The sequence below is a fragment of the Mesorhizobium sp. PL10 genome (genome assembly GCF_053714315.1).
The window spans coordinates 346,191-371,513 of the sequence record NZ_JBSKBR010000001.1; the positions used below are offsets into that span (position 1 = coordinate 346,191).

21 protein-coding genes are annotated in these 25,323 nt (G+C 63.3%); 9 read left to right on the forward strand and 12 right to left on the reverse strand.

Annotation, left to right across the window (positions count from 1 at the left end; all coding sequences use genetic code 11):
* Positions 1 to 43: 43 nt before the first annotated feature.
* Positions 44 to 1,609 carry a phytoene desaturase family protein gene (locus tag ACWGTO_RS01765; RefSeq protein WP_454573148.1) on the reverse strand — a complete coding sequence of 522 codons (1,566 nt, stop codon included), beginning with the start codon at positions 1,607 to 1,609 and terminating at the stop codon, positions 44 to 46.
* Positions 1,596 to 3,215, reverse strand: coding sequence for a phytoene desaturase family protein (locus ACWGTO_RS01770; protein WP_454573149.1), 1,620 nt, complete (start codon positions 3,213 to 3,215; stop codon positions 1,596 to 1,598). The genes ACWGTO_RS01765 and ACWGTO_RS01770 overlap by 14 nt, the downstream gene beginning before the upstream one ends.
* Positions 3,216 to 3,416: 201 nt before the next feature.
* Here ACWGTO_RS01770 and ACWGTO_RS01775 point away from each other — a divergent pair, with 201 nt between their 5' ends.
* The 5 genes from ACWGTO_RS01775 (at position 3,417) to ACWGTO_RS01795 (ending at position 8,548) form a co-directional block, all read left to right on the forward strand.
* Entirely contained in the window at positions 3,417 to 4,217 is an 801-nt protein-coding gene (locus ACWGTO_RS01775) for a methyltransferase domain-containing protein (RefSeq protein ID WP_454573150.1), read from the forward strand.
* Positions 4,218 to 4,244: 27 nt separating this feature from the next.
* Complete coding sequence (gene betI / locus ACWGTO_RS01780; RefSeq protein WP_454573151.1) at positions 4,245 to 4,919, forward strand: transcriptional regulator BetI; 675 nt, start codon at positions 4,245 to 4,247, stop codon at positions 4,917 to 4,919.
* Positions 4,920 to 4,981: 62 nt separating this feature from the next.
* Positions 4,982 to 6,064, forward strand: coding sequence for an ABC transporter substrate-binding protein (locus ACWGTO_RS01785; RefSeq protein ID WP_454573152.1), 1,083 nt, complete (start codon positions 4,982 to 4,984; stop codon positions 6,062 to 6,064).
* Between the two features lie 115 nt (positions 6,065 to 6,179).
* Complete coding sequence (locus tag ACWGTO_RS01790) at positions 6,180 to 7,256, forward strand: extracellular solute-binding protein (RefSeq protein WP_454573153.1); 1,077 nt, start codon at positions 6,180 to 6,182, stop codon at positions 7,254 to 7,256.
* On the forward strand, positions 7,253 to 8,548 hold the full coding sequence (locus ACWGTO_RS01795; protein ID WP_454573154.1) for a flavin monoamine oxidase family protein: 1,296 nt from the start codon (positions 7,253 to 7,255) through the stop codon (positions 8,546 to 8,548). Before ACWGTO_RS01790 ends, ACWGTO_RS01795 begins: the two co-directional genes overlap by 4 nt.
* Before the next feature lie 39 nt (positions 8,549 to 8,587).
* On the opposite strand, the gene ACWGTO_RS01800 is transcribed toward ACWGTO_RS01795, so the two are convergent.
* Genes ACWGTO_RS01800 through ACWGTO_RS01810 form a run of 3 tightly spaced genes read right to left on the reverse strand, consistent with a single transcriptional unit; the run spans position 8,588 to position 11,452 of the window.
* The gene (locus ACWGTO_RS01800; RefSeq protein WP_454573155.1) at positions 8,588 to 9,661 is read right to left on the reverse strand and encodes an ABC transporter ATP-binding protein; all 1,074 of its coding nucleotides are present in this window, start codon (positions 9,659 to 9,661) and stop codon (positions 8,588 to 8,590) included.
* A 52-nt stretch (positions 9,662 to 9,713) separates the two neighbouring features.
* Positions 9,714 to 10,538 carry an ABC transporter permease gene (locus ACWGTO_RS01805; protein WP_454573156.1) on the reverse strand — a complete coding sequence of 275 codons (825 nt, stop codon included), beginning with the start codon at positions 10,536 to 10,538 and terminating at the stop codon, positions 9,714 to 9,716.
* Positions 10,535 to 11,452, reverse strand: coding sequence for an ABC transporter permease (locus tag ACWGTO_RS01810; protein ID WP_454573157.1), 918 nt, complete (start codon positions 11,450 to 11,452; stop codon positions 10,535 to 10,537). The genes ACWGTO_RS01805 and ACWGTO_RS01810 overlap by 4 nt, the downstream gene beginning before the upstream one ends.
* A gap of 292 nt (positions 11,453 to 11,744) precedes the next feature.
* On the opposite strand from ACWGTO_RS01810, the gene ACWGTO_RS01815 reads away from it, so the two are divergent.
* Positions 11,745 to 13,157 carry an aminotransferase gene (locus ACWGTO_RS01815; protein WP_454573158.1) on the forward strand — a complete coding sequence of 471 codons (1,413 nt, stop codon included), beginning with the start codon at positions 11,745 to 11,747 and terminating at the stop codon, positions 13,155 to 13,157.
* Between the two features lie 192 nt (positions 13,158 to 13,349).
* Here the strand turns inward: ACWGTO_RS01815 and ACWGTO_RS01820 are convergent, their stop codons facing one another.
* Positions 13,350 to 14,552, reverse strand: coding sequence for an aromatic ring-hydroxylating oxygenase subunit alpha (locus ACWGTO_RS01820; protein ID WP_454573159.1), 1,203 nt, complete (start codon positions 14,550 to 14,552; stop codon positions 13,350 to 13,352).
* 516 nt (positions 14,553 to 15,068) lie between these two features.
* Between ACWGTO_RS01820 and ACWGTO_RS01825 the strand changes: the two genes are divergently transcribed.
* On the forward strand, positions 15,069 to 15,449 hold the full coding sequence (locus ACWGTO_RS01825) for a hypothetical protein (protein ID WP_454573160.1): 381 nt from the start codon (positions 15,069 to 15,071) through the stop codon (positions 15,447 to 15,449).
* A gap of 238 nt (positions 15,450 to 15,687) precedes the next feature.
* On the opposite strand, the gene ACWGTO_RS01830 is transcribed toward ACWGTO_RS01825, so the two are convergent.
* Both ACWGTO_RS01830 and ACWGTO_RS01835 read right to left on the reverse strand, forming a co-directional pair.
* Positions 15,688 to 17,772 carry a PAS domain S-box protein gene (locus tag ACWGTO_RS01830; protein WP_454573161.1) on the reverse strand — a complete coding sequence of 695 codons (2,085 nt, stop codon included), beginning with the start codon at positions 17,770 to 17,772 and terminating at the stop codon, positions 15,688 to 15,690.
* Positions 17,773 to 17,807: 35 nt separating this feature from the next.
* Complete coding sequence (locus tag ACWGTO_RS01835; protein WP_454573162.1) at positions 17,808 to 18,584, reverse strand: response regulator; 777 nt, start codon at positions 18,582 to 18,584, stop codon at positions 17,808 to 17,810.
* Positions 18,585 to 18,629: 45 nt separating this feature from the next.
* Here ACWGTO_RS01835 and ACWGTO_RS01840 point away from each other — a divergent pair, with 45 nt between their 5' ends.
* A complete protein-coding gene (locus tag ACWGTO_RS01840; protein WP_454573163.1) occupies positions 18,630 to 19,334 on the forward strand; it encodes a winged helix-turn-helix domain-containing protein in 705 nt (234 codons plus the stop codon).
* A 71-nt stretch (positions 19,335 to 19,405) separates the two neighbouring features.
* On the opposite strand, the gene ACWGTO_RS01845 is transcribed toward ACWGTO_RS01840, so the two are convergent.
* Together ACWGTO_RS01845 and ACWGTO_RS01850 are read right to left on the reverse strand one after the other, a co-directional pair.
* Complete coding sequence (locus ACWGTO_RS01845) at positions 19,406 to 19,576, reverse strand: hypothetical protein (protein ID WP_454573164.1); 171 nt, start codon at positions 19,574 to 19,576, stop codon at positions 19,406 to 19,408.
* Positions 19,577 to 19,609: 33 nt separating this feature from the next.
* Positions 19,610 to 19,942: a hypothetical protein gene (locus tag ACWGTO_RS01850; protein ID WP_352766273.1), complete on the reverse strand. Its 333-nt coding sequence runs from the start codon at positions 19,940 to 19,942 to the stop codon at positions 19,610 to 19,612.
* A gap of 347 nt (positions 19,943 to 20,289) precedes the next feature.
* On the opposite strand from ACWGTO_RS01850, the gene ACWGTO_RS01855 reads away from it, so the two are divergent.
* Entirely contained in the window at positions 20,290 to 20,751 is a 462-nt protein-coding gene (locus ACWGTO_RS01855) for a L,D-transpeptidase (protein ID WP_454573165.1), read from the forward strand.
* A gap of 161 nt (positions 20,752 to 20,912) precedes the next feature.
* On the opposite strand, the gene ACWGTO_RS01860 is transcribed toward ACWGTO_RS01855, so the two are convergent.
* Both ACWGTO_RS01860 and ACWGTO_RS01865 read right to left on the reverse strand, forming a co-directional pair.
* Positions 20,913 to 23,996, reverse strand: coding sequence for an efflux RND transporter permease subunit (locus ACWGTO_RS01860; protein ID WP_454573166.1), 3,084 nt, complete (start codon positions 23,994 to 23,996; stop codon positions 20,913 to 20,915).
* Entirely contained in the window at positions 23,993 to 25,309 is a 1,317-nt protein-coding gene (locus ACWGTO_RS01865; protein WP_454573167.1) for an efflux RND transporter periplasmic adaptor subunit, read from the reverse strand. Before ACWGTO_RS01865 ends, ACWGTO_RS01860 begins: the two co-directional genes overlap by 4 nt.
* Between the last annotated feature and the right edge of the window lie 14 nt (positions 25,310 to 25,323).

Sequence of the window (25,323 nt, forward strand, 5' to 3'; positions counted from 1 at the left end):
GGGGCGCCGTAGAGTGCGGCGCTGGCGAATTGCAAAATCATGCTTACCCCTTCATCGCGATGATGCGTCGCGCCGCGTTCAAGCCCGGCGCGCCTGAGACACCGCCGCCAGGATGCGAGCCGGCTCCGGCCAGGAACAGCCCGTCGACCGGCGTGTCGTAACCGGACCAGCCGGACACCGGGCGCGACATCAGCATCTGGTCTGCCTGCAATTCGCCGTGATGCCAGTGGCCGCCCGGCATGCGGTAGCGGGTCTCGATGTCCGCCGGCGTCAGCAATTCGGTATGGACGACGCTCTTGCCGATGCCCGGCGCGTAGGTTTCGAGCTGTGCCATGATCGCCTTGAGGAATTTTGGTTTGCCGGCATCCCAGCCTTCCTTCAGCGCATAGGGTGCGTATTGCACCACCGCCGACAGCACGCAGGCGCCGGCAGGGGCGAGCGATGGGTCGGCAAGGCTGGGCAGCGTGATTTCCAACACCGGCTCGGGCGAAAACTCGCCATATTTCGACGGGTTGAAGGCGCGCTCGACGTGGTCGGGCGAGGGCGCGATGACCAGGCGGCCCTTGTGGCCGGCGGCGTCGACGCCGGAAAATCGCGGCGGCCGGTCAAGCGCCAGATGGAGCTTCGCCGCGTCGCCCTTCATGCGGATGTTCTTCACTTTGCGCACAAAGCCGGTGTCGATCTCGCGCGGCCCGACGAGGTCGAGCATGGTGGTGGCCGGATTGATGGCGGAGACGATGGTCCTGGCGCTCAGCACCTCACCGCTGTCCAGGGCGACGCCGACGGCGCGGCCTTTCTCGACGATGATCTTCGCCGCCGGTGCGGCCGCGCGGATGGTGACGCCGGCTTGTTCCGCAGCTGCCCGAATAGCGCTGACGACCGCGCCCATGCCGCCTTTCGGCAGCATCTGCGCGCCAGCCGCACCGCCAGTCTCGCCGGCCAGCCGGTAGTAGAGGCCGAGCAGCGAGGTCGGCGAGCGCGGGCCGAGATGGCTGCCGAGCGTGGCGTCGAAGGCCAGCAGCCCCTTCAGCCTGTCATCGGCGAGTTGTTCGTCGAGCAGGTCGGCGACATTCATCAGCAGCACGCGCAGGAAGTCGCGCATGTCTTCCTTGCCGAGTTTCTTCAGCGACAGGGCTGCCTGGCCAAGCGCTGCCGTCTCCTTGATCGACATGCCGGCGAGATCGGGTGGGCGTCGCGACAGGAACGGTTTCAGTATGCCGGCATAGCGCATGAGTTGCGCGCGCAATTCCTTCCAGGCGGACTGCTCGGACGGAGTGGAGCCGGTCAGCACCTCGCCATAGGCGCCATGCAGGACCAGTGCCGGGCCGTCCCTGGACAGCGCCACCGAGGGCGCGAAATCGGCGCGGGAAAATTGCAGCCCGTGTTTTTCCAGTTCCAGCGTCTTCACCACATCGGGGTGCAGGCGGTTCAAGAGATGGGCGATTGCAGAGACGCGAAAGCCCGGTGCGAATTCCTCGGTGCGCGCGGCGCCGCCGACATCGCCGGCGGCTTCCAGCACCAGAACCTTGCGGCCTGCCTTGGCCAGCGTGGCGGCAGCGACAAGGCCGTTATGGCCGCCGCCGATGACGATCGCATCAAATGACGTCATGGGCGGGGCTCATATGCGAGGTTGACTTGGCGAGGTCGCGCAGGATCTCGGCTGCCGCATTGCGGCCGGGAGCGCCCATGACGCCGCCGCCGGGATGGGTCGAGGAGCCGCACATATAGAGGCCGCCAACCGGCGAGCGGTATTGCGCGTAGCCGGGCACCGGGCGGTTGAACAGCAGCTGGTCGAAGGTCAGTTCGCCCTGGAAAATATTGCCTTCGGTAAGGCCGACTTCGGCCTCGATCTCGCGCGGCGTGCGCACCTCCATGTGGACGATGCGGTCGCGGAAGCCTGGCGAGTATTCCGCGATTTGCGCAATCACGCTTTCGGCGAAACCGTCTCTATCGGCGTCAGTCCAGTCGTGGCCGTTCACCTTGGGCGGCGCGTATTGCACGAAGCAGCTCATGAAATGCTTGCCCGGCGGCGCCATAGTCGGGTCGAGCGTCGTCGGGATGACCATGTCGAGGAACGGGTCGGCCGACCAGCGCCCGCCCTTCCAGTCGTCATAGGCGCGTTCCATGCGCTCCATCGAATCGGTGAAATGCATGTCGCCGCGATAGACCGGCGAATCCTTCGGCAGCGCCGGGAATTCCGGCAGCGAATCCAGCGCGATGTTGACCTTTCCGGATGAGCCGCGAATTTTGAAATTCTTCACCCGGCGCAGGAAAATGTCGGGCAGTTCCTTCTCCTCGACCAGCTTCAGGAAGGTGCGCTTCACGTCGGCGTTGGAGACGACGAGCTTGCCGTAAATCTCCTCGCCGCCCGCCAGAACCACACCTTTCGCCTTGCCGCGGCCAACCAGAACATGGTCGACCTCGGCGCCGGTACGGATGGTGCCACCGCTAGCCTTGAAGGAAGCGGCGAGCGCCCTGGTGACGGCGCCCATGCCGCCGCGCGCATAGCCCCAGGCGCCAACGGAGCCGTCGACCTCGCCCATATAGTGGTGCAGCAGCACATAGGCGGTGCCGGGCGACATCGGCCCGAGCGCGGTGCCGATGATGCCGGACAGAGCGAAGTTCGCCTTGATGACGTCGGTCTCGAAATATTCGTCGAGGAATTCCGAGATCGACATGGTCCAGAAGCGCAATGTCAGCGCAATTTCCTCGGCGGACAGGCCGGCGAATTTCTTGCCGAGATAGAGAAGCTCGCCGAGGTCGCGTGGCCGAAAGCTGGTCGGGTCGGGCGCGGTGCGCATCAGCAGCGGCTGGATGAAGCGGCATTGCCGCGTCACGTCGCGCGAATAGCGGTCATAGGCTTCGGCGTCGCGCTTGGAGAAGCGGGCGAATTCGCGCCGGTGCGCGTCGTGGTCGCGGTAGTTGGCGAGGTAGTCGCCGTCGCGGGTGAACACCGCGCCGCCCTCATAGGAGATGACCTGCAGGCCGAAGCGCGGCAGTTCGAGGTCGCGCATGATCTCGGGGCGAAACAGCGAACAGACATAGGAGCAGTTGGAGTAGAGGAAGCCCGGCGTCAATTCGCGGCTGGTGGCGGCGCCGCCGACCCAGTCGTTCTTCTCCACCACCAGCACGTCGAGGCCGGCGCGCTGCAGGTAGCAGGCGTTGACCAGGCCGTTGTGTCCGCCGCCGATGATGATCGCGTCCCAAGCTTTCATTCGCGTCCGTTTTCCCTTGGGGATCCGCGTTCATTTTTGCGTGATCTCGTTCCCGATTGCGCGGAATTTGGCATGGCGGTCGGCATTTTGTCCAGTCATATTGAATGAATGTTCAACAAATAGTCTTGCGTTTTCTCCGGTATGCGCTACGTTTTGCCGGCAATCGAACGTGTTGAATTCGGCTGACGGGACCGAGGTTCGATGATCGAAGCGGCAGAGGCCGAGCCAGAATATGACGACACCGCCATCCGCTTCCTCGAGGCGCTGTGGGGCGAGGGTTATCTGTCGCCGGGCGGGCCTGATGAGGTTGACCGGGTGGTCGAGGGGCTGTCGCTGAGCGGTATGACCGTCCTCGACATAGGCTGCGGCTCGGGCGGCATCGCGCTGCATCTGGTCGAGCGCCATGGCGCCGCCCATGCCACCGGCTTCGACATTGAATGCCCAGTGATCGAGGCGGCGATAAAGCGCGCCGCCGTGCGTGGGCTTTCCGATCGCGTCAGTTTCATCCAGGCACCACCGGGGCCGCTGCCCTTTGCCGACAGTTCGTTCGATGTCGTCTTCTCCAAGGATGCGCTGCTGCACGTGCCCGACAAGGACGCGCTGTTTGCCGAGATCTTTCGCGTGCTGAAACCGGGCGGCGTCTTTGCTGCTTCCGACTGGCTGATCGGCCATGACGGCGAGCCGTCACCTGATATGAAGGCCTATGTCGCGGCCGAGGGCCTGTCCTTCGCCATGGCGTCGCCGGCGCGCTATGCGCAGGCGATGCGCCGCGCCGGCTTTGCCGATGTCGCCGTCAAGGACCGCAATCCCTGGTATCGCGAGGTCGCGCGCGGCGAGCTGGAAAAGCTGAAAGGACCGCTCTACCAGACGGCGGCGGCCGCGGTCGGGGCGGCCTATGTCGACAAGAACATACGAACCTGGGAAGCCATGCAGAAGGTGCTTGACAGTGGCGAGCACCGTCCCACTCATCTTCGCGGGTGGAAGCCGGCTATGGTGGGATAGCCGGCAATGTGGAGCATGACGGCACCGATGAAAGCTGCAGCGCGCGAAGAGCGATCCTCCGACACTTCCGGAAAAAACGAACCGGAAAAACGCGGTCGCAAGGCCTCGAAGGAGGTCAGGCAGCAGCAGCTGATCGAAGCGACGATCGATTCGCTCGCCAAGCGCGGCTATTCGGAGACGACGATGGCCGATGTCGCCGATGGCGCCGGCCTGTCGCGCGGCATCGTCAACTTCCATTTCGAGAGCAAGGAGAAGCTGCTCGTCGCCACGCTTGCCTACATGGCCGACGAATATGCCGCGCATTGGCGCGCCGCGCTGACCAAGGCCGGCGACGATCCGGCACGGCAGTTGCGGGCGCTGGTCGCCGCCGATTTCGACCGTTCGATCTGCAACAAGCGCAAGCTCGCCGCCTGGTGCGCGTTCTGGGGCGAGGCCAAGTCGCGGCCGACCTATCAGGCGCTGTGCGGCGCGCGCGACGCGGCCTACCAGAAGATCTTCATCGACCTCTGCGCCACGCTGAAACAAAGCGGCGGCTATGGCTACGAGCCGCAGGTCATGGCGCTGGCGCTGAGCGCCATGCTGGAAGGGCTGTGGCTGCGGCTGATGATGGGAACGGAGGACGTCACCCGTGAGAGCGCGTTGCAGGCGGCTAACGAATTCTTGTCGGCCGCTTTTCCGATGCATTACCCGCAAGGCACCTGACGTTGACAACAACCGGCGGATCCAAGCCGGGCTCAAATAACCAGAACAGAGGATGGAACAGAATGAAAAGCACAACCCGACGCCTGACACTGACACTGGCGCTGACCGCAACTCTGGCGGCTTCCGCCGCAGCGCTTGCAGTTGCCGCCGACAAGGACCTCATCGTGTTCGACTGGTCCGGCTATGAAGACCCGAGCTTCCACCCGAAATATGTCGAGAAGAACGGCGACTCGCCGACCTTCGCCTTCTTCGGCGACGAGGACGAAGCCTTCGAGAAGGTGCGCTCCGGCTTCAAGGCTGACCTTGGCCATCCCTGTTCGCAGAGCGTGACCAAATGGCGTGAGGCTGGCCTGCTGCAGCCGCTCGACACCTCGAAGATCACCGGCTGGAAGGATCTCAATCCCGGCATCATGGCGATGAAGGATCTGGCGACCACGTCGGATGGCAAGGCCTGGTTCATGCCCTGGGACTGGGGTAACACGCAGGTCACCTTCAACACCTCCAAGATCGACGAGAAGGATGTGCAGTCGCTCAAGGCCTTCGCCGATCCCAAGTTCAAGGGCCGGGTCTCGATCGGCGACAATGTCGACGACGCCTATGCGCTTGCCAGCCTTGCCATCGGGGTGAAAGACTGGACCAAGATGACGGACGACCAGTTCAAGCAGGCGTCCGATTTCCTCCGGCAGGTGCACAAGAATGTGCGCTCCTACTGGACCGACACCACCGACGTCGTGCAGTTGCTGAGCGGCGGCGAGGTCGATCTCGCCTGGGCATGGAACGATGCGACGGTACAGTCGGTCGCTGCCGGCGTACCGATCAAGGCCAAGAAGGACACTGACGAAGGCATTTCGACCTGGGTCTGCGGCTATGTCCTGTTCAAGGACGCACCCGACAATGTCGACAAGGCCTACGACTATCTCAACGCAATCAACGATCCCGAGACCGCCAAGGTGCTGGTCAAGGACTGGGGCTACGGCCAGGCCAACGCCAAAGGCATGGCCGGCGTCGACCCGGCGATCCTTAAGGAGAAGGGCTATGACGACGTACAGAAATTCGTCGACAAGACGCTGTTCCAATCGCCGGTGCCGTCGGCGCTCAAGCTCAAGATGATCGCCGAATTCGAGAAGATCAAGGCTGGCTACTAAAGCCCGTTGGGCTTCATCCGTCTGCCCGTCATTGCGCCGGGCAGACGGTCTCGCCAAGGTCGCTGAAATTCCGTAACGTCGCCCGGCGCTTTTAGCGATGAGGAGTTTCGCATCAATGAATTCCATGCTTCGCCGCCTTGCCCTTGCCGCTGCCCTGACTGTGGGCGCCGGCGCCGTGCTGGCCTATGCCGAGGGCGGTGGCGACCTCGTGGTGTTCGACTGGTCGGGCTATGAGGATCCGCTGCTGCATCCCGACTACGCCGCCAAATACGGCGCCGAGCCGACCTTCGCTTTCTTCGGCGACGAGGACGAAGCCTTCGAGAAGATGCGGGCCGGCTTCAAGGCCGACATCGCCCACCCCTGCTCGCAAAGCGTCGCCAAATGGCGCGAGGCTGGTATTCTGCAGCCGCTCGACACATCCAGGATCGCCGGCTGGAAGGACCTCAATCCCGGCATCATGGCGATGAAGGATCTTGCCGTCACCGCCGACGGCAAGGCGTGGTTCATGCCGTTCGACTGGGGCAACACCTCGTTGCTCTACCGCACCGACAAGGTGACGGCTGAAGAGGCGCAGTCGCTGAGGGTCTTCGCCGATCCGAAATTCAAGGGCCGCGTCACCATCGGCGACAATGTCGACGATGCCTATGCGCTGGCAAGCCTGGTCATCGGCCTCAAGGACTGGACCAAGATGACCGACGCGCAATTCCAGGAGGCCTCTGCCTTCCTGCGCGACGTCCACAAGAATGTCCGCTTCTACTGGACCGACGACACCGATCTCAACCAGGCCTTTACCGGCAATGAGGTCGATCTCGTCTGGGGCTGGAACGAGACCTTCGTGACGCTCAAGGGGCAAGGCATGCCCATCGCCATGAACCGCGACACCAAGGAAGGCATTTCGACCTGGGTGTGCGGTTATGTGCTGATGAAGGACGCGCCGGGCAAGCTTGACCAGGCGTATGATTTCCTGAGTGCGGTCAACGCGCATGCCGTATCCGACTATCTGGTCAAGACCTTCGGCTATGGCCACGGCAACAGCGCCGGCATGGCGGCGATCGACCACCAGGTGCTGACCGACCGCGGCTTCGACAATCTCGACAAGTTCCTCGACAAGACGCTGTTCCAGCAGCCGGTCCCGCCCGACCTCAAGCAGCGCATGGTCACCGAATTCGAGAAGATCAAGGCCGGCTATTGATCACCGCATTGGAGAGAACCGACGTCGTCATCGTCGGCGCCGGTTTCACCGGACTGTCGGCTGCGCTTGAACTGAGGCGAGCCGGCATCGATGTCGTGCTGCTTGAAGCGCGCGACCGTGTCGGCGGCAGGGTGGAAGCGGTTCGTAACGGGCTTGGCGAACGGATCGACAGCGGCGGCCAGTTTTTCTGCGAAGACATGCCGGAGGTGACGGCGCTGGCCGCGGCCCGCGGCAAGGCCTTTGTCGAGACCTATGTGAATGGCGATTTCATCACCCATCCGTCGATGACCCCGGCGCGGGCCGAGCGCACCTACCACGCCTCAATGGCGATCCGTGAGCGCATGAACAGGATCGAGCCGGACGATCCCTCGATCGCCGGGCTGACCGTCTCGACCTGGCTGGAACAACAGCATGATGCGGCTGACGCCAAGGCTGCTTTTCGCTCGCTGGTCGAAGGACTGTGGTGCCTGGCAGCGGACAAGGTGCCACTGTGGTACCTGATCGACAATGACCGTCGCATCACCAACGAAGTCTTCGAGCTGCAGTATTTTTTGCGCGAGACCATGCAATCGCTGGCAGAGGACCTCGCCGGCGACCTCGGCGACCGGATGCGGTTGGACGACGCGGTCATGCGCATCGAGCACGGTCCACACGGAGTTCGTGTCGTCTCGACCAAAGGCGCCATCGAAGCGCGAAAAGTGCTGGTCGCGCTGCCGCCGGCAACCGCCGCGAAGCTCGATTTCGCGCCCGCCTTGCCGCCATCTCTCGGCAAGGCGCTTGGCGTCTGGGAAAGCGGCGCGGTGATCAAGATCCTGGTGCGCTATGCCAGGCCGTTCTGGCGCAAGCGCGATCTGTGCGGCATGGTGATGTGGCGCGACCTGCCGGGTCTGTTCGCCTGCGACGCCAGCAAGGATGCGCAACATGCGGCGCTGGTCGTCTTCGTCGGCGGACCGCTGGCACTGCACTGGCGCCCACTCGACGATGCTGCGCTGCGCGCGGAAGTAGCGGCGCAGCTGGTGGCGGCTCTTGGTCCGGACGCGGCGGACATTCTCGATTTCAGCCAGCGAGACTGGATACAAGACCACTGGAGCGGGGGCGCCTATAGCGACCTGATTGTCGATGTGACGGCACGGGATGCCGAGCGCACGATCCGTGCCGGCGCGGCTCCCGTCCATTTCGCATCATCGGAGCTGTCGCCGTCCTTCCCAGGCTATGTCGAAGGTGCGATCGTGATGGGGCGCGTGGCCGGCAAAGAAATTTTGACCGCGCTTCAGAATCTCAGCGGAGCATGACCTTTTCCGAGAACCGGTTCCCACCTTTCGGGGGCATGCTCAGTCCGCCATAGCCACCAGCGCCTCAGGATCATAGGCAAGGCGGATCGAGGTACCGACGGGGATATCGTCGGCGCCGAAGTCGTTGGTCTCGGTGACTGATAGCGGCTTTTCCAACCCGGGTATCTCGACGATCAGGTGGGTGATCTCGCCGAAATAATGGCGTTCGACCACCTTGCCGGCGACCTCGAATTTCGCCGTCGCTTTGTCCCACAGAACCCGCAGGCGCTCCGGCCTGATGCCCAACGTGGCGCCGCCGCCATTGCGCACAAAGGCCTTCGGCTTGTCGGTTCGGACGCGGCCGAACCCCAGAGTGTCGACGACCAGCGAGGCGGCATTCTCCTCGACGATCTCGGCCTTGACGAAATTCATGCCGCCGAGGAAGTCGGCAACCTGACGGTTGACCGGCCGCTGGTAGATCTCCTTGGGCGAGGCGACCTGGGCGATCTTGCCGCCGAACATCACAGCGATGCGGTCGGACATAGCCAACGCCTCATACTGGTCGTGGGTGACCAGCACGAAGGTGATGCCCACCGCCTGCTGCAGGCGGCGCAGCTCGACCTGCATCTGCTCGCGCAGCTTCTTGTCGAGTGCCGACAGCGGCTCATCGAGCAGCAGCACCTTGGGCCGCATCACCAAAGCGCGGGCGAGCGCCACGCGCTGGCGCTGGCCGCCGGACAGCTCGGTTGCGAGGCGTTTGCCCAGCCCGGTCAGCGACACTTGCGCCAGCGCCTCTTCGACGCGGCGCTTTTCTTCCACCGCGCCCAGCTTCAGCCGCTTCAGCCCATAGGCGACATTCTGCTCGACATTGAGATGCGGGAAGATGGCATAGCTCTGGAACACCATGTTGGTCGGCCGGCGGTTGGCCGGGATGCCTTCCATCGACTGGCCGCCGACCGAGATCGAACCGCTTGTCGGGTTGTCGAAACCGGCAATCATGCGCAAGAGCGTGGTCTTGCCGCAGCCGGAGGGACCGAGCAGCGAGAAGAACTCGCCTTCCCTGATGGTCAGCGTCGCGTCGTCGAGCGCCTTGAAGGCGCCGTAGCTGCGGGTGACGTCGCGGATTTCGATCATGGATCGATCAGACTGGGCTCGCTCGGACTGGGGCCGTTCGGCCTGCGTTGGCTCAGGCATAGAGGCCTCCCTCGTTCTGGGTGCGCTGGGCCGCACGGCGGCGCAGGACTTCGGCAACGGTCATCAATACGAAAGAGGCGACCAGAAGCAGCGTACCCAGCGCCAGCACGCCCGGCAGCTTGGCGGCAAAGCGCAGCTGTCCCCAGATGTAGATCGGCAGTGTCGTCTCGGTTCCGGTGAGGAAGAAGGCGATGACGAACTCGTCGAGCGAGATGGTGAAGCAGACGAGAAGGCTGGAAATGATCGCCGGCGCTACCATCGGCAGCGTCACCCGCCGGAAGGTACCGAAGGCGCTTTCGCCGAGATCGGCGGAGGCTTCTTCCAGGCTTCGGTCGAAGCCCTCGAAGCCGGCGGTTAGCACCGTCATCGAATAGGGGATGCAGATCAGGACATGGCCGAGCACGACGGTGAACAGCGACAGGCTGAGGCCAAGCTGCAGCATGACCAGCAGCATGGAGATGGCGAGGATGATTTCCGGCAGCACCAGCGGCGCCATGATCAGGCCGTTGATGGTGCGGCGGCCGGGATAGCGGTAGCGGGTGATCGAGCGGGCGGCGAGGATGCCGAGCAGCGTCGCCAGCACGGATGCCGAGACACCGACGATCAGGCTGTTCCAGGCGGCGTCAAGCAGCGCCGGCGTCTTGGGCAGGTCCTCGTACCATTTCAGCGTATAGCCGGTGAGGGGAAACTTCGGCGTCGGCGCGGTGTTGATCGAGAAGATCGGCAGGAAGATCACGGGCAGATAGAGAAAGACGATGTAGAGGAAGGCGTAGGCGGTCAGCCAGCCGCCGGCAAGGAAGCGCCGCATCGCCGTCATCGCGCCAGCCTCTGCAATGCGCGGATGATCAGCACCGTGGCGCCCGCCATCAGCGAGACAACCAGCATGGTGGTGACGGAGAGAGCCGCACCCAGCGGCCAGTTCGATGCCTTGCCGAACTGCGCCTGGATGGCGTTGGCAATCATGACACCGTCCTTGCCGCCGACAAGCTTCGGCGTGACGTAGTCGCCGACCGTCGGAATCATGACGATCAACGCCGCCGAGATGACGCCCGGCGCCGACAGCGGCAGCGTCACGCGCAGGAAGGAGCGCAGTGGACCATCACCGAGATCCGTCGCCGCCTCGACCAGGGTGCGGTCGACCTTTTCCAGGGAGACAAAGATCGGCAGGATGGCGAACGCCGCCCAGGCATGGGTCAATGTGATGATGACGGCGCTGGAATTGTAGAGCAGCGCTGTCGACGGCTCGTCGATGATGCCGAGCCCCATCAGTCCGGAATTGAGCACGCCGTTGTAACCGAGGATCACCTTCCACGACATGACGCGCAGGAGATAGCTGGTCCAGAACGGGATGGTGATCAGGAACAGCCACAGGCTCTTGTGGCGGCCGCCGTGGAACGAGATGAAGTAGGCGATCGGATAGGCGAGGATGACGGTGAAAAAACTCACCGTCAGCGAGATGTAGAGCGAGCGCCACAGAAGATCGCGATAGATCGGCTCGGTCAGCGCGACGCGATAATTCTCGAGCGTGAATGTGTGATCGATGGTGAGGTAGTCCTGCGTCCAGAAAGAGTGGGCGAAGACCACCAGGATCGGCAGCACCAGAAGGATGAGGGCATAGAGGAAAGTCGGGCTGATCAGGGCAAAGCCCTGGATGGGTTCCGACTGCAGAAGGGCGTTCCGCCTTGCTCGAGTCATGCGCCGCGCGGGCACCCCTTCGGCAGCTGCCGTCATTGCAGCGCCCCGGGCGTGATCTCGGTTGCTGGCTCGAACTGCCCCGCCATGATGCTCCCATTGACCGGCCGGCTGCCTGTTCCCAATTTTTGCGGAGCGCGATTTTCTGGTCGCGCTCCAAGCTTGCCGGCTTTCTTTCATCATGAGCGCATCCGTGGATTGAAATCAAGCGCTATTTCTGTAATATTGATTGAACGGACATTCAAAATTAAGTGAAGAAAGCCCGCTTTTCAACGCATGGCGCTTCGTTTCGTGTCCAGCGAAAATTACGCTCCAGACCTGCGAGGCAACGATGGCGGCTGCAAGAGATCTAAGAGCGATGGAGATGGCTAGCGACGACGATACGGTCGAGCTCGCCAAGCGCCATCTTGTCCAGCCCTGGCCTTATGCCGGCTCGGTCGGCGCCGAGGCGCGCGCGCTGATCGGCGAGGGCGATGGCATCTACATCACCGATGTCACCGGCAAGCGGCTGATCGACGGGCCGGCCGGCATGTGGTGCATCAATGTCGGCCACCGCCGCGAGGATCTGGCCAAGGTGATGTACGACCAGGCGATGATGTTGTCCTACAACACGCCCTGGTACACGATGAACGCGCCCTCGGCCGAACTCGCCAAGCGCATTGCCGATCATGCACCGGGCGATCTCAGCCATACGTTCTTCACCACCGGCGGTTCGTCGGCTGTCGAGACGGCGCTGCGTTTCATGCAGTTCTACAACAATGTGCGCGGACGCCCGGAAAAGAAGCTGATCCTCAGCCGCGGCGGCGCCTATCACGGCTCGACCTATCTGTCGGCCTCGCTCAACGGCCGGCCGCGCGACCGCGACTGGATGGACGGCGCCGACGATCTCGTCGTGAAGCTGTCTTCGCCCGATCCGTTCCGACGTCCGAAGGGCGTGGATATTGCGGCCTTCTGCGATTTCCTCGTTGACCAGTTCCGCGACACGGTCACGCGTGTCGGGGCTGAAAAGATCGGCGTCTTCGTCGGCGAACCGGTGCAGGCTTCGGGCGGCGTTGTCGTGCCGCCGGATGGCTATCTCCAGCGCATCCGCGAGATCTGCCGCGAGAACGACATTCTCTATGTCTCCGACGAGGTGGTGACCGGCTTCGGCCGGCTCGGCCATGTCTTTGCCTCTGGCGACGTGTTTGGCATCGACCCCGACATGATCACCTTCGCCAAGGGCGTCACCTCAGGCTATTTTCCACTCGGTGGCGTCATCATCTCGGAGCGGCTGCTTCAGGAAATGCGCCGCTCCAACCATCCCGACGCGCTGTTCGGCCATGGCCTGACCTATACCAGCCATCCGATCGGCTGCGCGGTGGCGCTGAAGAACCTCGACATCCTCGAAGACAGCGTGCTTGCCCATACGCGCGAGGTCGCGCCCTACTTCCAGGCGCAGCTGAAGACGCTCGAGGAACTGCCGCTGGTCGGCGAAGTCCGCGGCATGGGCCTGATGGGCTGCGTCGAATGCGTTGCGGACCGCGAAAGCAAGGATCCGCTGCAACTCGACAAGGATGTCGGCAAACGCATCGACGCGCATTGCCACGAGCTAGGGCTGCTGGTGCGGCCGCTGATCAATATGTGCGTGATGTCGCCACCGCTGATCATTACGCGCGAGCAGATCGACGACATGGTGGCCATCCTGCGCGAAGGCATTTCGCGGACCATGGATGATCTCAGGAAAGAAGGGGTGTGGCGAGGGTGATGCTTCGTCCTTCTCCCCGTTTCACGGGGAGAAGGTGGCGGCAGCCGGATGAGGGGCAGCGCCGGCTTGTGAAATTTGCGTCAGGCGATAGCTTCTGAGGTTTGATGGCCAAGTCAATCATGAGGCGTTGGCGCTGCCCCTCATCCGCCCTTCGGACACCTTCTCCCCGTAGAACGGGGAGAAGGAAAAGCCTTACCCCCGCGAGCGCAGTGCGTCGTTCAGTCCCCACATGTCCTTCTCCTCCGGCGCCGTCTCCAGGCCCAGAACCGGGATCTGCTTGCGCAGATGGTCGTGGTGGGTGCGCACGCCATATTCGAGGTCGGACAGGTAAAAGCCCTCGAATGCGTCCGAGATCATCGACTCGTTCGACCACACGGAAAGCTGCACATCCTCGTTCATGGTGTCGCGGTCGATGCGGTAGGCGAGGTAGCGCGCCGCCGCTTGTTCCCTGGTTTCGTCGGGGTAGCGGTAGATGGCGCCGCGCAACAGCGTCTCGCCGGTCGACAGCGGGAACTCCTGATAGAACTGCACCGATTCCGGCATGATCGACAGCGCGTTGTTGGGGAAGATGCCGTAATAGATCCAGGCCCTGCGCAGATGCTCCGGCAGATGCGAAGCATCAGGCGTGAGCTTGATGTATTCGCGCACGCTCCAGCGCCGTCCGGCATGCGGATTGTAGGTGGCGAAGGAGCGCGACACGCCGTTGATGAACGGCTCGTCGAAATAGGTCGCGCCATAGAGATCCTGCAGCGCCGGATGCGCCATGGCGACGTGATAGCCTTCATTGTCGACGTCGCGCACCGACTTCCAGTTAACCGGCGTCTTCTGTGTCCAGATGCCCCAGGACGGCACCATCTCGGCCACGTTGTAGTGGGCCATCTCTGCTTCGATCGGCTTCAGCAACTCCGCCACAGAAGGTTGCGGGCCGCCCTTGCGGAAGCGGATGAAGATGAAGCCCATCCAGATTTCGCGGTCGAGCGGCATCAGGCCGAACTCGGTCCTGTCGAGTTCCGGGAAGGAGCGCGGCCGTGCTGCACCGCGCAGCGTGCCGTCGAGATTGTAGACCCAGCCGTGGAACGGGCAGACCAGCGCGTTCTTGCAGGTGCCCTGGCTGTCGGCGACGACACGGCTGCCGCGATGCCGGCACATGTTGTTGAAGGCGCGCACGACGCCGTCCTTGCCGCGCACGATCAGCGCCCGCTCGCCGACCACGTCCATGGTCAGATAGTCGCCGGCGTTCGGCACGTCGGAGACATGGCCGGCGATCTGCCAATGGTTGCGGAAGACGTATTCCTTCTCGACTTCGAGAAGCGCGTTGGAGTGATAAGCCCAGCCCGGCAGGCCCCGCCGGTCCCAATCATTGGGGATCGCCACGTCACGGAGGTGCGGGTTCATAAAAAGCTCTTCTTTTGTTGAATACTCATTCAACAAAATCATATTTTGCATTGAAATGCAATGGCTTGTGGAAATCAGCAGGATTCTTGATGACGTAAGCGAGTCGGCTCGAAGCTGCTTCGATCGAAGAAAATCCCGGAAAATCCGGGCTTTAACCGGAGTCCTGAAACGGCAGTTCAGCATGTGGATTTGGCCCCGCTGGTCGTGCAAACCAGCCTTGGCCGGGGATGAAAAATAGCTGCCGCCCGCAAATTCAACCCGCAGTGTGAGCTTGTTCATAGTTCGACTGGCCAGCATCAGGCTTTGCTGCGTTCACGGCCCGCCTGTCGTCAACGTTTTGATTGCGCGCATGAAACAGCTCCGCAAACGAATCCTGCCGTCGGCACATGACCGGATCTGCCCGGACATGCCCGAATTTCTTGTTTCAAACCTGTTACGCGGGCAAGCCAGGCACATCATTCGCCCGTTACCGGGTGCGTTTAAGTTCGTTTCATAAGAATATGAAGGGGAGCAACAATGTATACGAAAGCTGAGACAGCCAGCAACGAACGGCGCGCCAAACTGGCGTTGCGCCAGCGCGCCAGCGACCATCCGGTCGTGATGTTCTCGATGCTGGGCGCCTGCGCCCTTGCCGTCCTGTTCCTGACGCCGGCTTCCGGTCCGGCCTTTGCTTCGCTCAACCCGCCGGCCAATGTCGTCGAGGGTGCGCCGACCACCATCAAAACCGCTCGACTGCCTGAGCCGGAAATCGATTTTGCCTGCCAGGGCCAGGCTTGGGGCGCCGAGAGCGCGGACTGCCTGCGCGTCATCGCCGCCCAGTCCGGCGTGCACAGGGCGCGCGCCGTCCGCATGATCGCCAACGCCGCGCCGCTGACCACGACACCCAACGTTTTCTAGAACCTCCCGAGCGCTTCCTCCCGCGCTCCTTCCTGGCTCCCGCCGCCCTGCCGGTTGGGAGCCTCTTTTTTGGGATCAACCGATATTCAGGTGAGGCCGGCCTGCGAACGATGGAGCCCTGCGCTTCCGGTGCTCACGTACTGAAGTACGCTCCGCTCCGGTTCTCGGCCTCCATCATTCTCGACGCGGCCTGACCTGAATCTCGACTGATCCCGGGGCGGTGGCTGCGAAGAAAAAGTTAGCCGGCGGCGACCTGGTCGGCGATGGCCGAGAGCACGCCGCGGACGTCGAGCGTCGAGAACGGCTTTTCAAGGATCTGCGGCCGCTGCTGCGCCGGCAAGGCTTCGATCTCGGCCTTGGCGCCGATCAGGTCGCCGGTGACCAGCACGAAGCGTTTGGCGAGCGCCAATTGCTCGGCCAACAATTCGCGGTAGATGGCTATGCCGCTGATGCCGGGCATGCGCAGGTCGGAAAAGACGATGTCGGGTGGCATGTGGCCGGTCAGCGTTGCAGCCGCGGACGTCCAGGCCGGCACGATTCGCGACTTGATGCCCATCAATTCCAGAATGTCGGAGAGCGAACCGGCGACGTCGGGTTCGTCGTCGATGATCAGCGCGTGGCGCAAGCCGCTGGAGCGGGCCGGGCTGTCGCCGACCGCGGCCGCGCCGCTGGTGATCGCCGGCAGCTGGACGACGAAGCGCGCACCGCGCGGCAGCACCTCCTCGAACCAGACATTGCCATTGTGCCGCTCGATGATCGACTTTGAGATCGACAAGCCGATGCCGGTGCCGACACCAACCGGCTTGGTGGTGAAATAGGATTCGAAGATGCGGCCGCGGATCGCCTCCGGCACGCCCGGTCCATTGTCCTCGACCGAAAAGCCGGGATTGCCGCGATCGCTACGGAACGTCCGCACCTTGATCAGGCGATCACCGCCAATGCCGGCCAGAGCGTGCTGGGAGTTGATCAGAAAATTGGCGGCCACCTGCGTCACGTGGTCGGCATCGGCCATCGCCAGCAGCGGGCCGGGCGCGAAATCGGTGTCGATGATGATGCCGCTTGAGCGAGCGCCATAGGCGGTCACCTCGAGCGCGGCGCGGATGACCTGGTTTAGATCGGTCTCGGCCTGGGCCGCCGGATGCAGGCGCACCATCGACAGGAAGCTCTTGACGATGCGGCCGCAGCGCTCGGCGGCGGCGCGCACTTTTTCGGCGCGTACTTTGGTCTGCGGGTCGGTGGCGAATTCATGCAGCAGCGTCGACTGCGCGACGACCACGGCGAGCGGGTTGTTGAGCTCGTGCGAAACGCCGGCCAGCAGCGAACCCATCGCCGCCATCTTTTCGTTCTGGTGCAGTTTCTCGCGCTGGCGGTTGATCTCTTCCTCGGCGCGCAGCTTGTCGCGCAGGTCGCGGATCGAGCCGAAGATAAGGTGGCGGTCGGCAACCCGCATCTCGGTCGCGGTCAGCTCGATGGGAAACACCTCGCCGGCGGCATTCTGGGTCACGGTCTCCAGCCGCTGGCCGACCATCGGCGCGCCGCGCCCGGACATGTACTCGGCCCCCGAGACATAGCCCTTGCGATAGTACTCCGGCACCACCGTATCGAGCAGGTCCTTGCCGAGGATGTCGCTGCGCTGGAAGCCGAACATCTTTTCGGCGGCCGGATTGAACTCGATGATCGAGCCAGTCTCGTCGATGACGATGATGGCGTCGAGCGAGGCCTGCAGCATGGTGCGGCGAATGACTTCGCTGGCATGGGCATCCGACGGCGACCGCTCGATGGCGTCGCCGATGGCAAGCGCGATGATGTGCAGCGCCGCCTCTTCCTGATCGGTCCACTCACGCTCATTGACGCAGTCATTGACCGCAAGCGTCCCCCACAGATGGCCGTGGGCGAACACCGACACCGACAGGAACGACTTGATGTGCTGCTTTTCGAAATCGGTCCTGAGGAAACCGTCGAGGTTGCGCGTGTGGCCGGCGAAGATCTTGCCTTGCCGTTCGTCCTCCCCAACCCGCTCCAGCAGCGGGTCGTTATCGACGATGGATTGCATGATCACCGTCGGTGAGGCCAGCTCGCCGCCGAAGCGGGGGTCGATCCAGTAGGCGGCGACCGACTGGGCAAAACCCTGGCCGGGCAATTCGCGCAGCCTGAACAGAATGCCGCGCTGGCAGTGCATGGCGACGCACAGCGTCTCCAGGATGGTGTCCATCTCGCGCTGCCAGTCGCCGGCTTCGCGCAGCCGGCGCACGACACGCACGGCCGCCATCGCGGCGCCCTGGCGAACGCCCTTCAGGTCCATGCGTGCTGGGTCAGCGGTCATGTCAGCCATCTATTTAGGGCCGTGGGTGGTGGTGCTCAGTGCCCATCGCCGGTCGGCAGCGAGAAGATATAGCCTTCGCCGCGCACCGTGCGCAAAAATTTCGGATTGGCCGGGTCGGCCTCGATCTTCTTGCGCAGCCGCATGATACGGATGTCGACCGCGCGCGACGATTCAGGATCCTCGACGAAGCCGATGGCCTCGGAAATCGCCGCCCGCGTCAACAGCCGGTTGGCGCGGGTCAGGAAAACCTCCAGCACGTCGAACTCGCTCTTGGCCATGTCGATGACGGCGCCATTGGCGCCGGTGACAAGCCTGCCGTCGAGGTCGGCCTGGAATTGACCGAAGCTCAGCCGGCGGCCGCCATCGGCTTGCGCCTTCGCGGCCTGCGGCGGGCTCGGTTGCGGAACCCGGCGCAGCACGGAGCGGACCCTGGCCAGCACCTCACGCAACTCATAGGGCTTGACAATATAGTCGTCGGCGCCAAGCTCCAGCCCGACAATGCGGTCGAGCGCGGTGCCGGCTGCCGTGGCATAGATGATGCCGATCGGCATTTTCGAGCGCAGCCAGCGGCCGAGCGACAGGCCGTCCTCACCGGGCATGGCGATGTCGAGGATGGCCAGGTTGAATGATTCGGTCTCCAGCAAGGTGCGCGCCTCGGCGGCACTTCCGGCCTGGATCACATCGTAACCATTGGCGCCGAGATACTCGGCGACCGCGTCCCTGAGATCGGGCTCGTCCTCGACGATGACAATTCGTGCCCGCACTATGGCCTCGCTCCCGCTTTCAGCAGAAAGTAGATTGGGTATAAACATGATGTCCAGCACTCATATCCGGTTGCGGGGGCAGGGGAAGAAAATATGGCTGCACGATCCGTCATCGCGCTGGTGTCCGTCGCCGATGTGGTGGCCGGCGATCTCGCCGACCATCTCGACCGGCGTGGCCATGACGTGCGCGAGGCGCGGCAGCCCTGGGAAGCTGAATCCCTGCTCTCGGCCGGAGGCATAGATGTGGTCATAGTCGGCGACAGCGTCAGCCAGGCGGAGGGGCGGGACCTGCTCAGGCGTTATGGCGGCGGCCAGAGCGTGGACGGAAAGGCCGGGCCGGATTTCATCCTGATCTGCCGGCCGGCCGATCTGGTCGACAAGGTGCTGGCGCTCGAGCTTGGCGCCGCCGACGTCATCGAAAGTCCGCTCAATGTCCGGGAGCTTGCGGCGCGCATTGGCGGCCTGCTGACGCGGCGCGGCAGGTCTGCCCAGGAACTGATCGTGCTGGAAAATGCCACCGTCGATTTGCGCTCGGCCATCGTCATGCATCGCTCGGGTGCGGAAGAGCAGTTGTCGCCGGGCCAGGTGGCGCTGCTCAGGCTGTTTCTGGCCAGCCCGCGCAAGGTGCTGACGCGTGACGACATCATTGCGGCGGCGCCGGCCGAAAATGCCGATGCCTTCGACCGCTCGATCGATTCGCGCATCGTGCGGCTGCGCCGCAAGCTCGACACCGAAACCATCATCACCATACGCGGCGCCGGCTACCGGTTCGACCCGCCGACGCAGCGCGCCGACTGAGAGCAGTGAGGCTGTATTGTTTCGCGGCTCGCCCAAAACCGCTGCGCAATTTTGGGCGGCATGCATAGACGTTAGCGCACCACCAGAAGCGATGGTCCCGGCGGCAAATCGCTGGCGACTACCATTTCGCTGGAAGCATGCGCGCGGCCCTTCAGGAGAACCGTGGCGAGACCGGCAAAGCCCAACAGGCCTTGTGCGAAGAGCAGTGCCGAAAGCACCGAGGCAGCAGATTTCGTCTTCATCGGTAATCCCTCAAAATCAGAATCGCGGGTGCTTCAGGATAAACCCGAAGTGCCCGCGCCGCCCACGGAGCCCCCCGCTGCGGCGCGGGCCTTCGGTCCTCTCGGCAGCAAGTTGCCGGAGGGGCCGCGCATCCACTTCAAACCAAGGCCGACCCGCCAGAAGGCCTTGAGACGGTTGATGCGCAGACTGGAGACAATCCAGACCAAGGCTATGAACAGCGCGGCATGCAGCGTCGAAACCTCACCCGAATTCATGACCGCCAGTTTCGTCATCGGGGTGCCGGCTACTGTGCCGATGCCGCCGATGACAAGTGCGGCTATGCTTATCCTGAAGAGCCAGGACAGGGTGGTCGATCTGATGCTCATTTTCGTTTCGCGCCAGCTGTTCTCGTTGGGGATGACTGTGCCGTTGGCCTGTAACCAGATCATGCCGCCCGGGCCGCGCTCTGTTGCAAGTCGGTTTCGAGGGTGGCTAACCTCTTTTCATATAAGGATATTCGCACTTTCGTTTGGAGGCCGGGGTCATGATGGAGAGTGAGCCGGGCAGGCCTGGAAGCACCCCTCGGCTCCTCCCTTGATCGACCTTGCTTGTTAACCAGGGGAAACAGATTCGAAACACAAACGAGCATCAAGCGAAGTCAGCCTGAAACATGACGCAGGGATAAGGCGGTCATCGAATTGACGCCGGCCGGGGCCGGCAAAGGGGAGCCATCATGTACAAAGCCATTTCCGCCAAACTCATCAACGTCACCGCCGCCGCTACCGGCGCCACGCTCCTGCTTGGCGCCGCCAACAGCACGGCCCATGCCGCGGCAAACCAGATAGTGGCGCGTGTCTCGCTGTCGCAACAGACCATGGAAGTGCTGGTCGACGGCCGGCCGACCTTCGCCTGGAAGGTCTCGACCGGCGACAGGGCGCATGTCACGCCGACCGGCTCGTTCAAGCCGACCCGCATGCACGAGATGTGGTACTCGAAGAAATACGACAACGCGCCGATGCCGCATTCGGTATTCTTCAGCGGTGGCTACGCGGTGCATGCGACCAACGCCATCAAGCGGCTGGGACAGCCGGCGTCGCATGGCTGCGTGCGGCTGCATCCCGACAATGCCGCCGACTTCTACCAACTGGTCGAAACCTTCGGCCCGACCAACACCAGCATCGTCATCGTCAAGTAGCAGACTGCGGTTGGAGCAGTTGTGAAGTCTAGCCAACGCCGCGCTTCACTGCAGGCTCCCTGAAGCTCCAGCAGGAGCTTTGCAGTAATCAATCCAGTCAAAGAAAGAGGTCGGAATTTTCCGGCCTCTTTTTCTTTTGCACTTGGCAGTCCACCGATCGCTTAGTCCACAGGGACCGGCATCAGCTTCGGGTCGGGTTTTTCGGCGTGGTGCGGCAGGTCCTTGCTGGCGATGAAAGTGTAGAACATCGGCACCACGAACAGGGTGAACATGGTTCCGACCAGGATGCCGGTGAAGATCACCAGGCCCATCGAATAGCGTGCCGCCGCACCCGCGCCGCTGGACACGATCAACGGTACGACGCCGAGCGCCATCGCCGCGGTGGTCATCAGGATCGGCCGCAAGCGCACCTTGGCCGAGGCGACGATCGCATCGCGTCGCCGCATGCCATGCACCTCGCGCTGCTGGTTGGCGAACTCGACCAGAAGAATGCCGTGCTTGGTGATCAGGCCGATCAGTGTGATCAGCCCGACCTGCGTGTAGATGTTGAGCGTTCCAAGTCCCAGATTGAGCGGCACGATGGCGCCGAAGATCGACAGCGGCACAGCCATCATGATGATCAGTGGGTCGCGGAAGCTTTCGAACTGCGCCGCCAGCACCAGGTAGATGACGATGACGGCGGCCGCGAAAGCGATCAGGATCGTGTTGCCCTGCTCCTTCTCCTGCCGGGACTGGCCGGAGTAGTCGATGAAGAAGGTGTCGGGCAGGCTCTCCTTGGCAAGGTTCTCCAGGGTCTGCAGCCCGTCGCCCGTGGTCACGCCGGGAAGCGGCAGCGCTGATATCGTCGCCGAGTTCAGCTGGTTGAACTGCTCGATCGCGGCCGGCGAGGCGTTGGTCGAGATCTTCACCACCGCCGAAAGCGGCACCATCTCACCGGTCACGCTGCGCACGAAATATTCGCCGAGCTTCTCGGGGTTGTCGCGGAATTCCTGCGGCACCTGCGGGATGATGTCGTAGCTGTTGGAGTCGCGGTCGAACTGCGCCACTTCGGCGCCGCCGACCAGCAGCGTCAGCGTCTGGCCGATGTCGGCGATCGGCAGGTTGAGGGCGGCGGCACGGTCGCGGTCGATGGTCACGGTCACCTGCGGCGCGTCGTAGGACATCGAATTCTGCACGACGATGAAGCGACCGGAGGCCTGCGCCTTGTTCTTGATCTGCTCGGCCGCCTCGTAGACCTCGGCCGAACCGCCGGTCGAGCGCACCACCATGGAGATCGGCAGGCCGCCGCCCGAGCCGGGCAGGGTGGGCGGCGCGAAGACGAAGGCCTCGACGCCGGCGACCTTGGCAAGGCGTCCCTGGATGTCTGCCTGAAGCTCCTTCGAATTGCGCTGGCGCTCGGCCCAATCCTTGAAGGCGAAGCCGACAAAAGCGCCGTTGGTCGCGCCGCCAAAGGCAACGGCGGAGAATTGCGCCCTGGTTTCGGGAATGTCCTTCACCAGGCCGAGGATCTGGTTGACGTAGGTCTCGGTGTAGTCCGAGGTCGCATAGCGCGGCGCGGTTACGATCGACAGCAGGAAGCCCTGATCCTCTTCCGGCGCCAGTTCGCTCGAAGTCTTGGTGAACATGAAGCCGGTGAGCGCAACCAGCGCCACGACCATCAGCAGTGTAACCGGCCGATTTCTCAATGAGGCGGTGACCGCACGCTCATAGACATGCTCGACACGGCTGAAGGTGCCGTCGACGATGCGCTGGAAGCGGCTGTGCGTTCCTGCTTTGAGGAGACGCGCCGCCATCATCGGCGTGATGGTGACGGCGATGAGGCCGGACAGCACCACCGAGCCGGCAAGCGTCACCGCGAACTCGCGGAAGAGCGCGCCGGTCAGGCCGCCGGTGAAGGCCAGCGGCGCGAACACTGCGGCGAGGGTGATGGTCATGGCCACGATGGCGGAGAAAATCTCGCGCATGCCGTTGAAGGCCGCCTGCATCGGCGACATGTGGTCTTCCTCCATGTGGCGATGGATATTCTCCACCACCACGATGGCGTCGTCGACGACAAGGCCGATGGCCAGCACCATGGCCAGCAACGACAAAAGGTTGATCGAATATCCCACAGCAAACAAAAGGAAGCAGACGCCGATCAGCGACAGCGGGATGGTCACGATCGGCATCATCACGGAGCGGAACGAGCCGAGGAACAACAGGATGACCACGACGACGATGGCGACGGCTTCGGCGATGGTCTTGAACACCTCGTCGATCGAGGCGCTGATCTGCTCGGTCGAATCGTAGACGATCTCGATGGTCATGCCTTTCGGCAGCGTGTCTTGAATCAAAGGCACGATCTTGTGGATTGCCTCCGCCGTCGTCAGCGGGTTGGCCGCAGGCGTCGGGAAAATGGCTAGGAAGGTGCCGGGCTTGCCGTTGAAGCTCACCCTTGTGTCGGTGCTCTCGGCTGCGAGTTCGACGCGCGCGACGTCGCGCAGCCGCACGACCTGACCGTCGGTCGAACGCAGCGGAAGCTCGGCGAAGGCTTCCGGTGTCTGTATCGTCGAGCGAACGGTGATCGAGGACACGACATATTCGTTCTCCGTGTTGCCAGGCGCCGACAGGAAGTTGGAGTTGTTGATCGCGGTCAGCACTTCGGCCGCGGTGACGCCGCGCGCGGCAAGCTTGACCGGGTCGATCCAGACGCGCATCGAATATTCCTCGGCGCCGAAGATCTGCACGTCGGCGACGCCTTCCACCGTCGACATCCGCGGCCGTACGACCCGCTCGATATATTCGGTGAGCTGCTCCTTCGTCATGTTCGGATTCTGCATCGAGATGTACATCATCGCGAACTCTTGACCGGTGCCCTTGACGATGACCGGGTCCTTCGAGGCGTCGGGCAAGGTGCCGCGCACGCCCTGCACCTTCGACAGCACCTCGGTCAGCGCGACATCGGGGTTCGAGCCGAGCTTCATCTGGACGACCACGGTGCTCGAAGACGGCCGGCTGGACGAGGTGACGTAGTCGATGTTCTCGGTCGATGCGACGGCACGTGCGATCGGGGCGGAGATGAAGCCCTGGATGAGGTCGGCGCTGGCGCCGGGGTAGGCGGTCGTGATGGTGATCGCCGTCTCATCGACCTTGGGATATTGCCGGATCGACAGGTTGAAGATGCCCTGGAAGCCCAGGAGCAGGATCATGCAGGCGAGGACGGTGGAGAGAACCGGCCGGCGAATGAAGATGTCGGAAAAGTTCATTGCTGAGCCTGCTGGTTCGCCGACTTGCTGGGGTCTATGGTGTTGTCGACAGCAACGGACATGCCGTTGAAGAGACGGTTCTGGCCGGCCGTGACGACCTCGTCACCAGCCTTGATGCCTTCCACGATCTCGACCATGCCATCGTTGCGGCGGCCGGGCTTCACGAACACCTGCGACAGGACAAGCGCCGGCTTCTCCTCTTCAGAGGCGGGTTTGCCGGCGTCGGCAGCGTTCTTGTCGGCTGCCTTGTCCGTGGGCTTCGCCGCGTCGGCGGCGGGCTTGGCTGCATCGGCCTGCGGCTTTGCGGTATCGTCGGCCGGCTTCTCGGCGGCCGGTTTCTGGTCCTCGACCTTGGCCGGCGCAGCAGCGCCGCCATCTTCGGGCTTTGCCGGAACGACCACGAAGACGAAGTCGCCATAGAGGCTCGACGTCAATGCCGTCTGCGGCAAGGACAGTATATTTTTCTCCTGCGGCAGCTCGACGCGAACCTGGACGAACTGGCCGGGCGTCAGCTTGCCGTCAGGGTTGGCGACCTCACCCCGGACCGACACCAGCCGGCTTGAAGCATCGATCTTGGGGTCGATGCCGCGAATGGTACCAGCAAACGGCATATCGGCGCCGCCGCCGCTGCCGCCGAGGCCGAGCCGCACCGTCTGGCCGATCTTGAGCAACGGCAGCTGCTGTTCGGGCACCGAGAAATCGACCCGCATGGTGTCCAGATCCTGCAAGGTCACCACCGCGTTGCCGGGCGAGAGATATTGGCCGAGGTCGATCTTGGGGATGCCGACGGTGCCGGCGAACGGCGCCGTCAACTGCTTCTGGTCGAGCACGGCCTGCAGCTTGTTGACCTGCGCGGCGGAGGCCGATGCAGCGGCCTGCGCGGTGTCGAGCGTGGCATCCGTGCCGACGCCGCGCCGCTGCAATTCCAGCGCGCGCTCAAGCGCCGTCTTGTCGGACACGGATTGCGCGTTGGCCGCCACGAGATCGGCACGTTCGACGGCGTCGTCGAGCTGCAGCAGGACAGAATCGACAGGCACCTTCTGGTTGGCATGGAAAAGGATATCCTTGACGATGCCGCTGGTCTCGACGGTAAGGTCGACGCCGCGCACGGCGCGCACCGTGCCGATCGCCTCGACGCCCGGCGTCCAGTCGGAAGGCTTGACCACAACCGTCGACACCGTCGCCGCCGGCGGCTTCATGGTGGCGAAATACTGTTTGATAGCGCTGTCGCGGAACAGGTTGAAGCCGACAATTCCGACACACACCAGAGCGAGCAGCAGCAGAATTACGATGATGGAGATGATGCGCTTCACGAACTGTCCCTCGG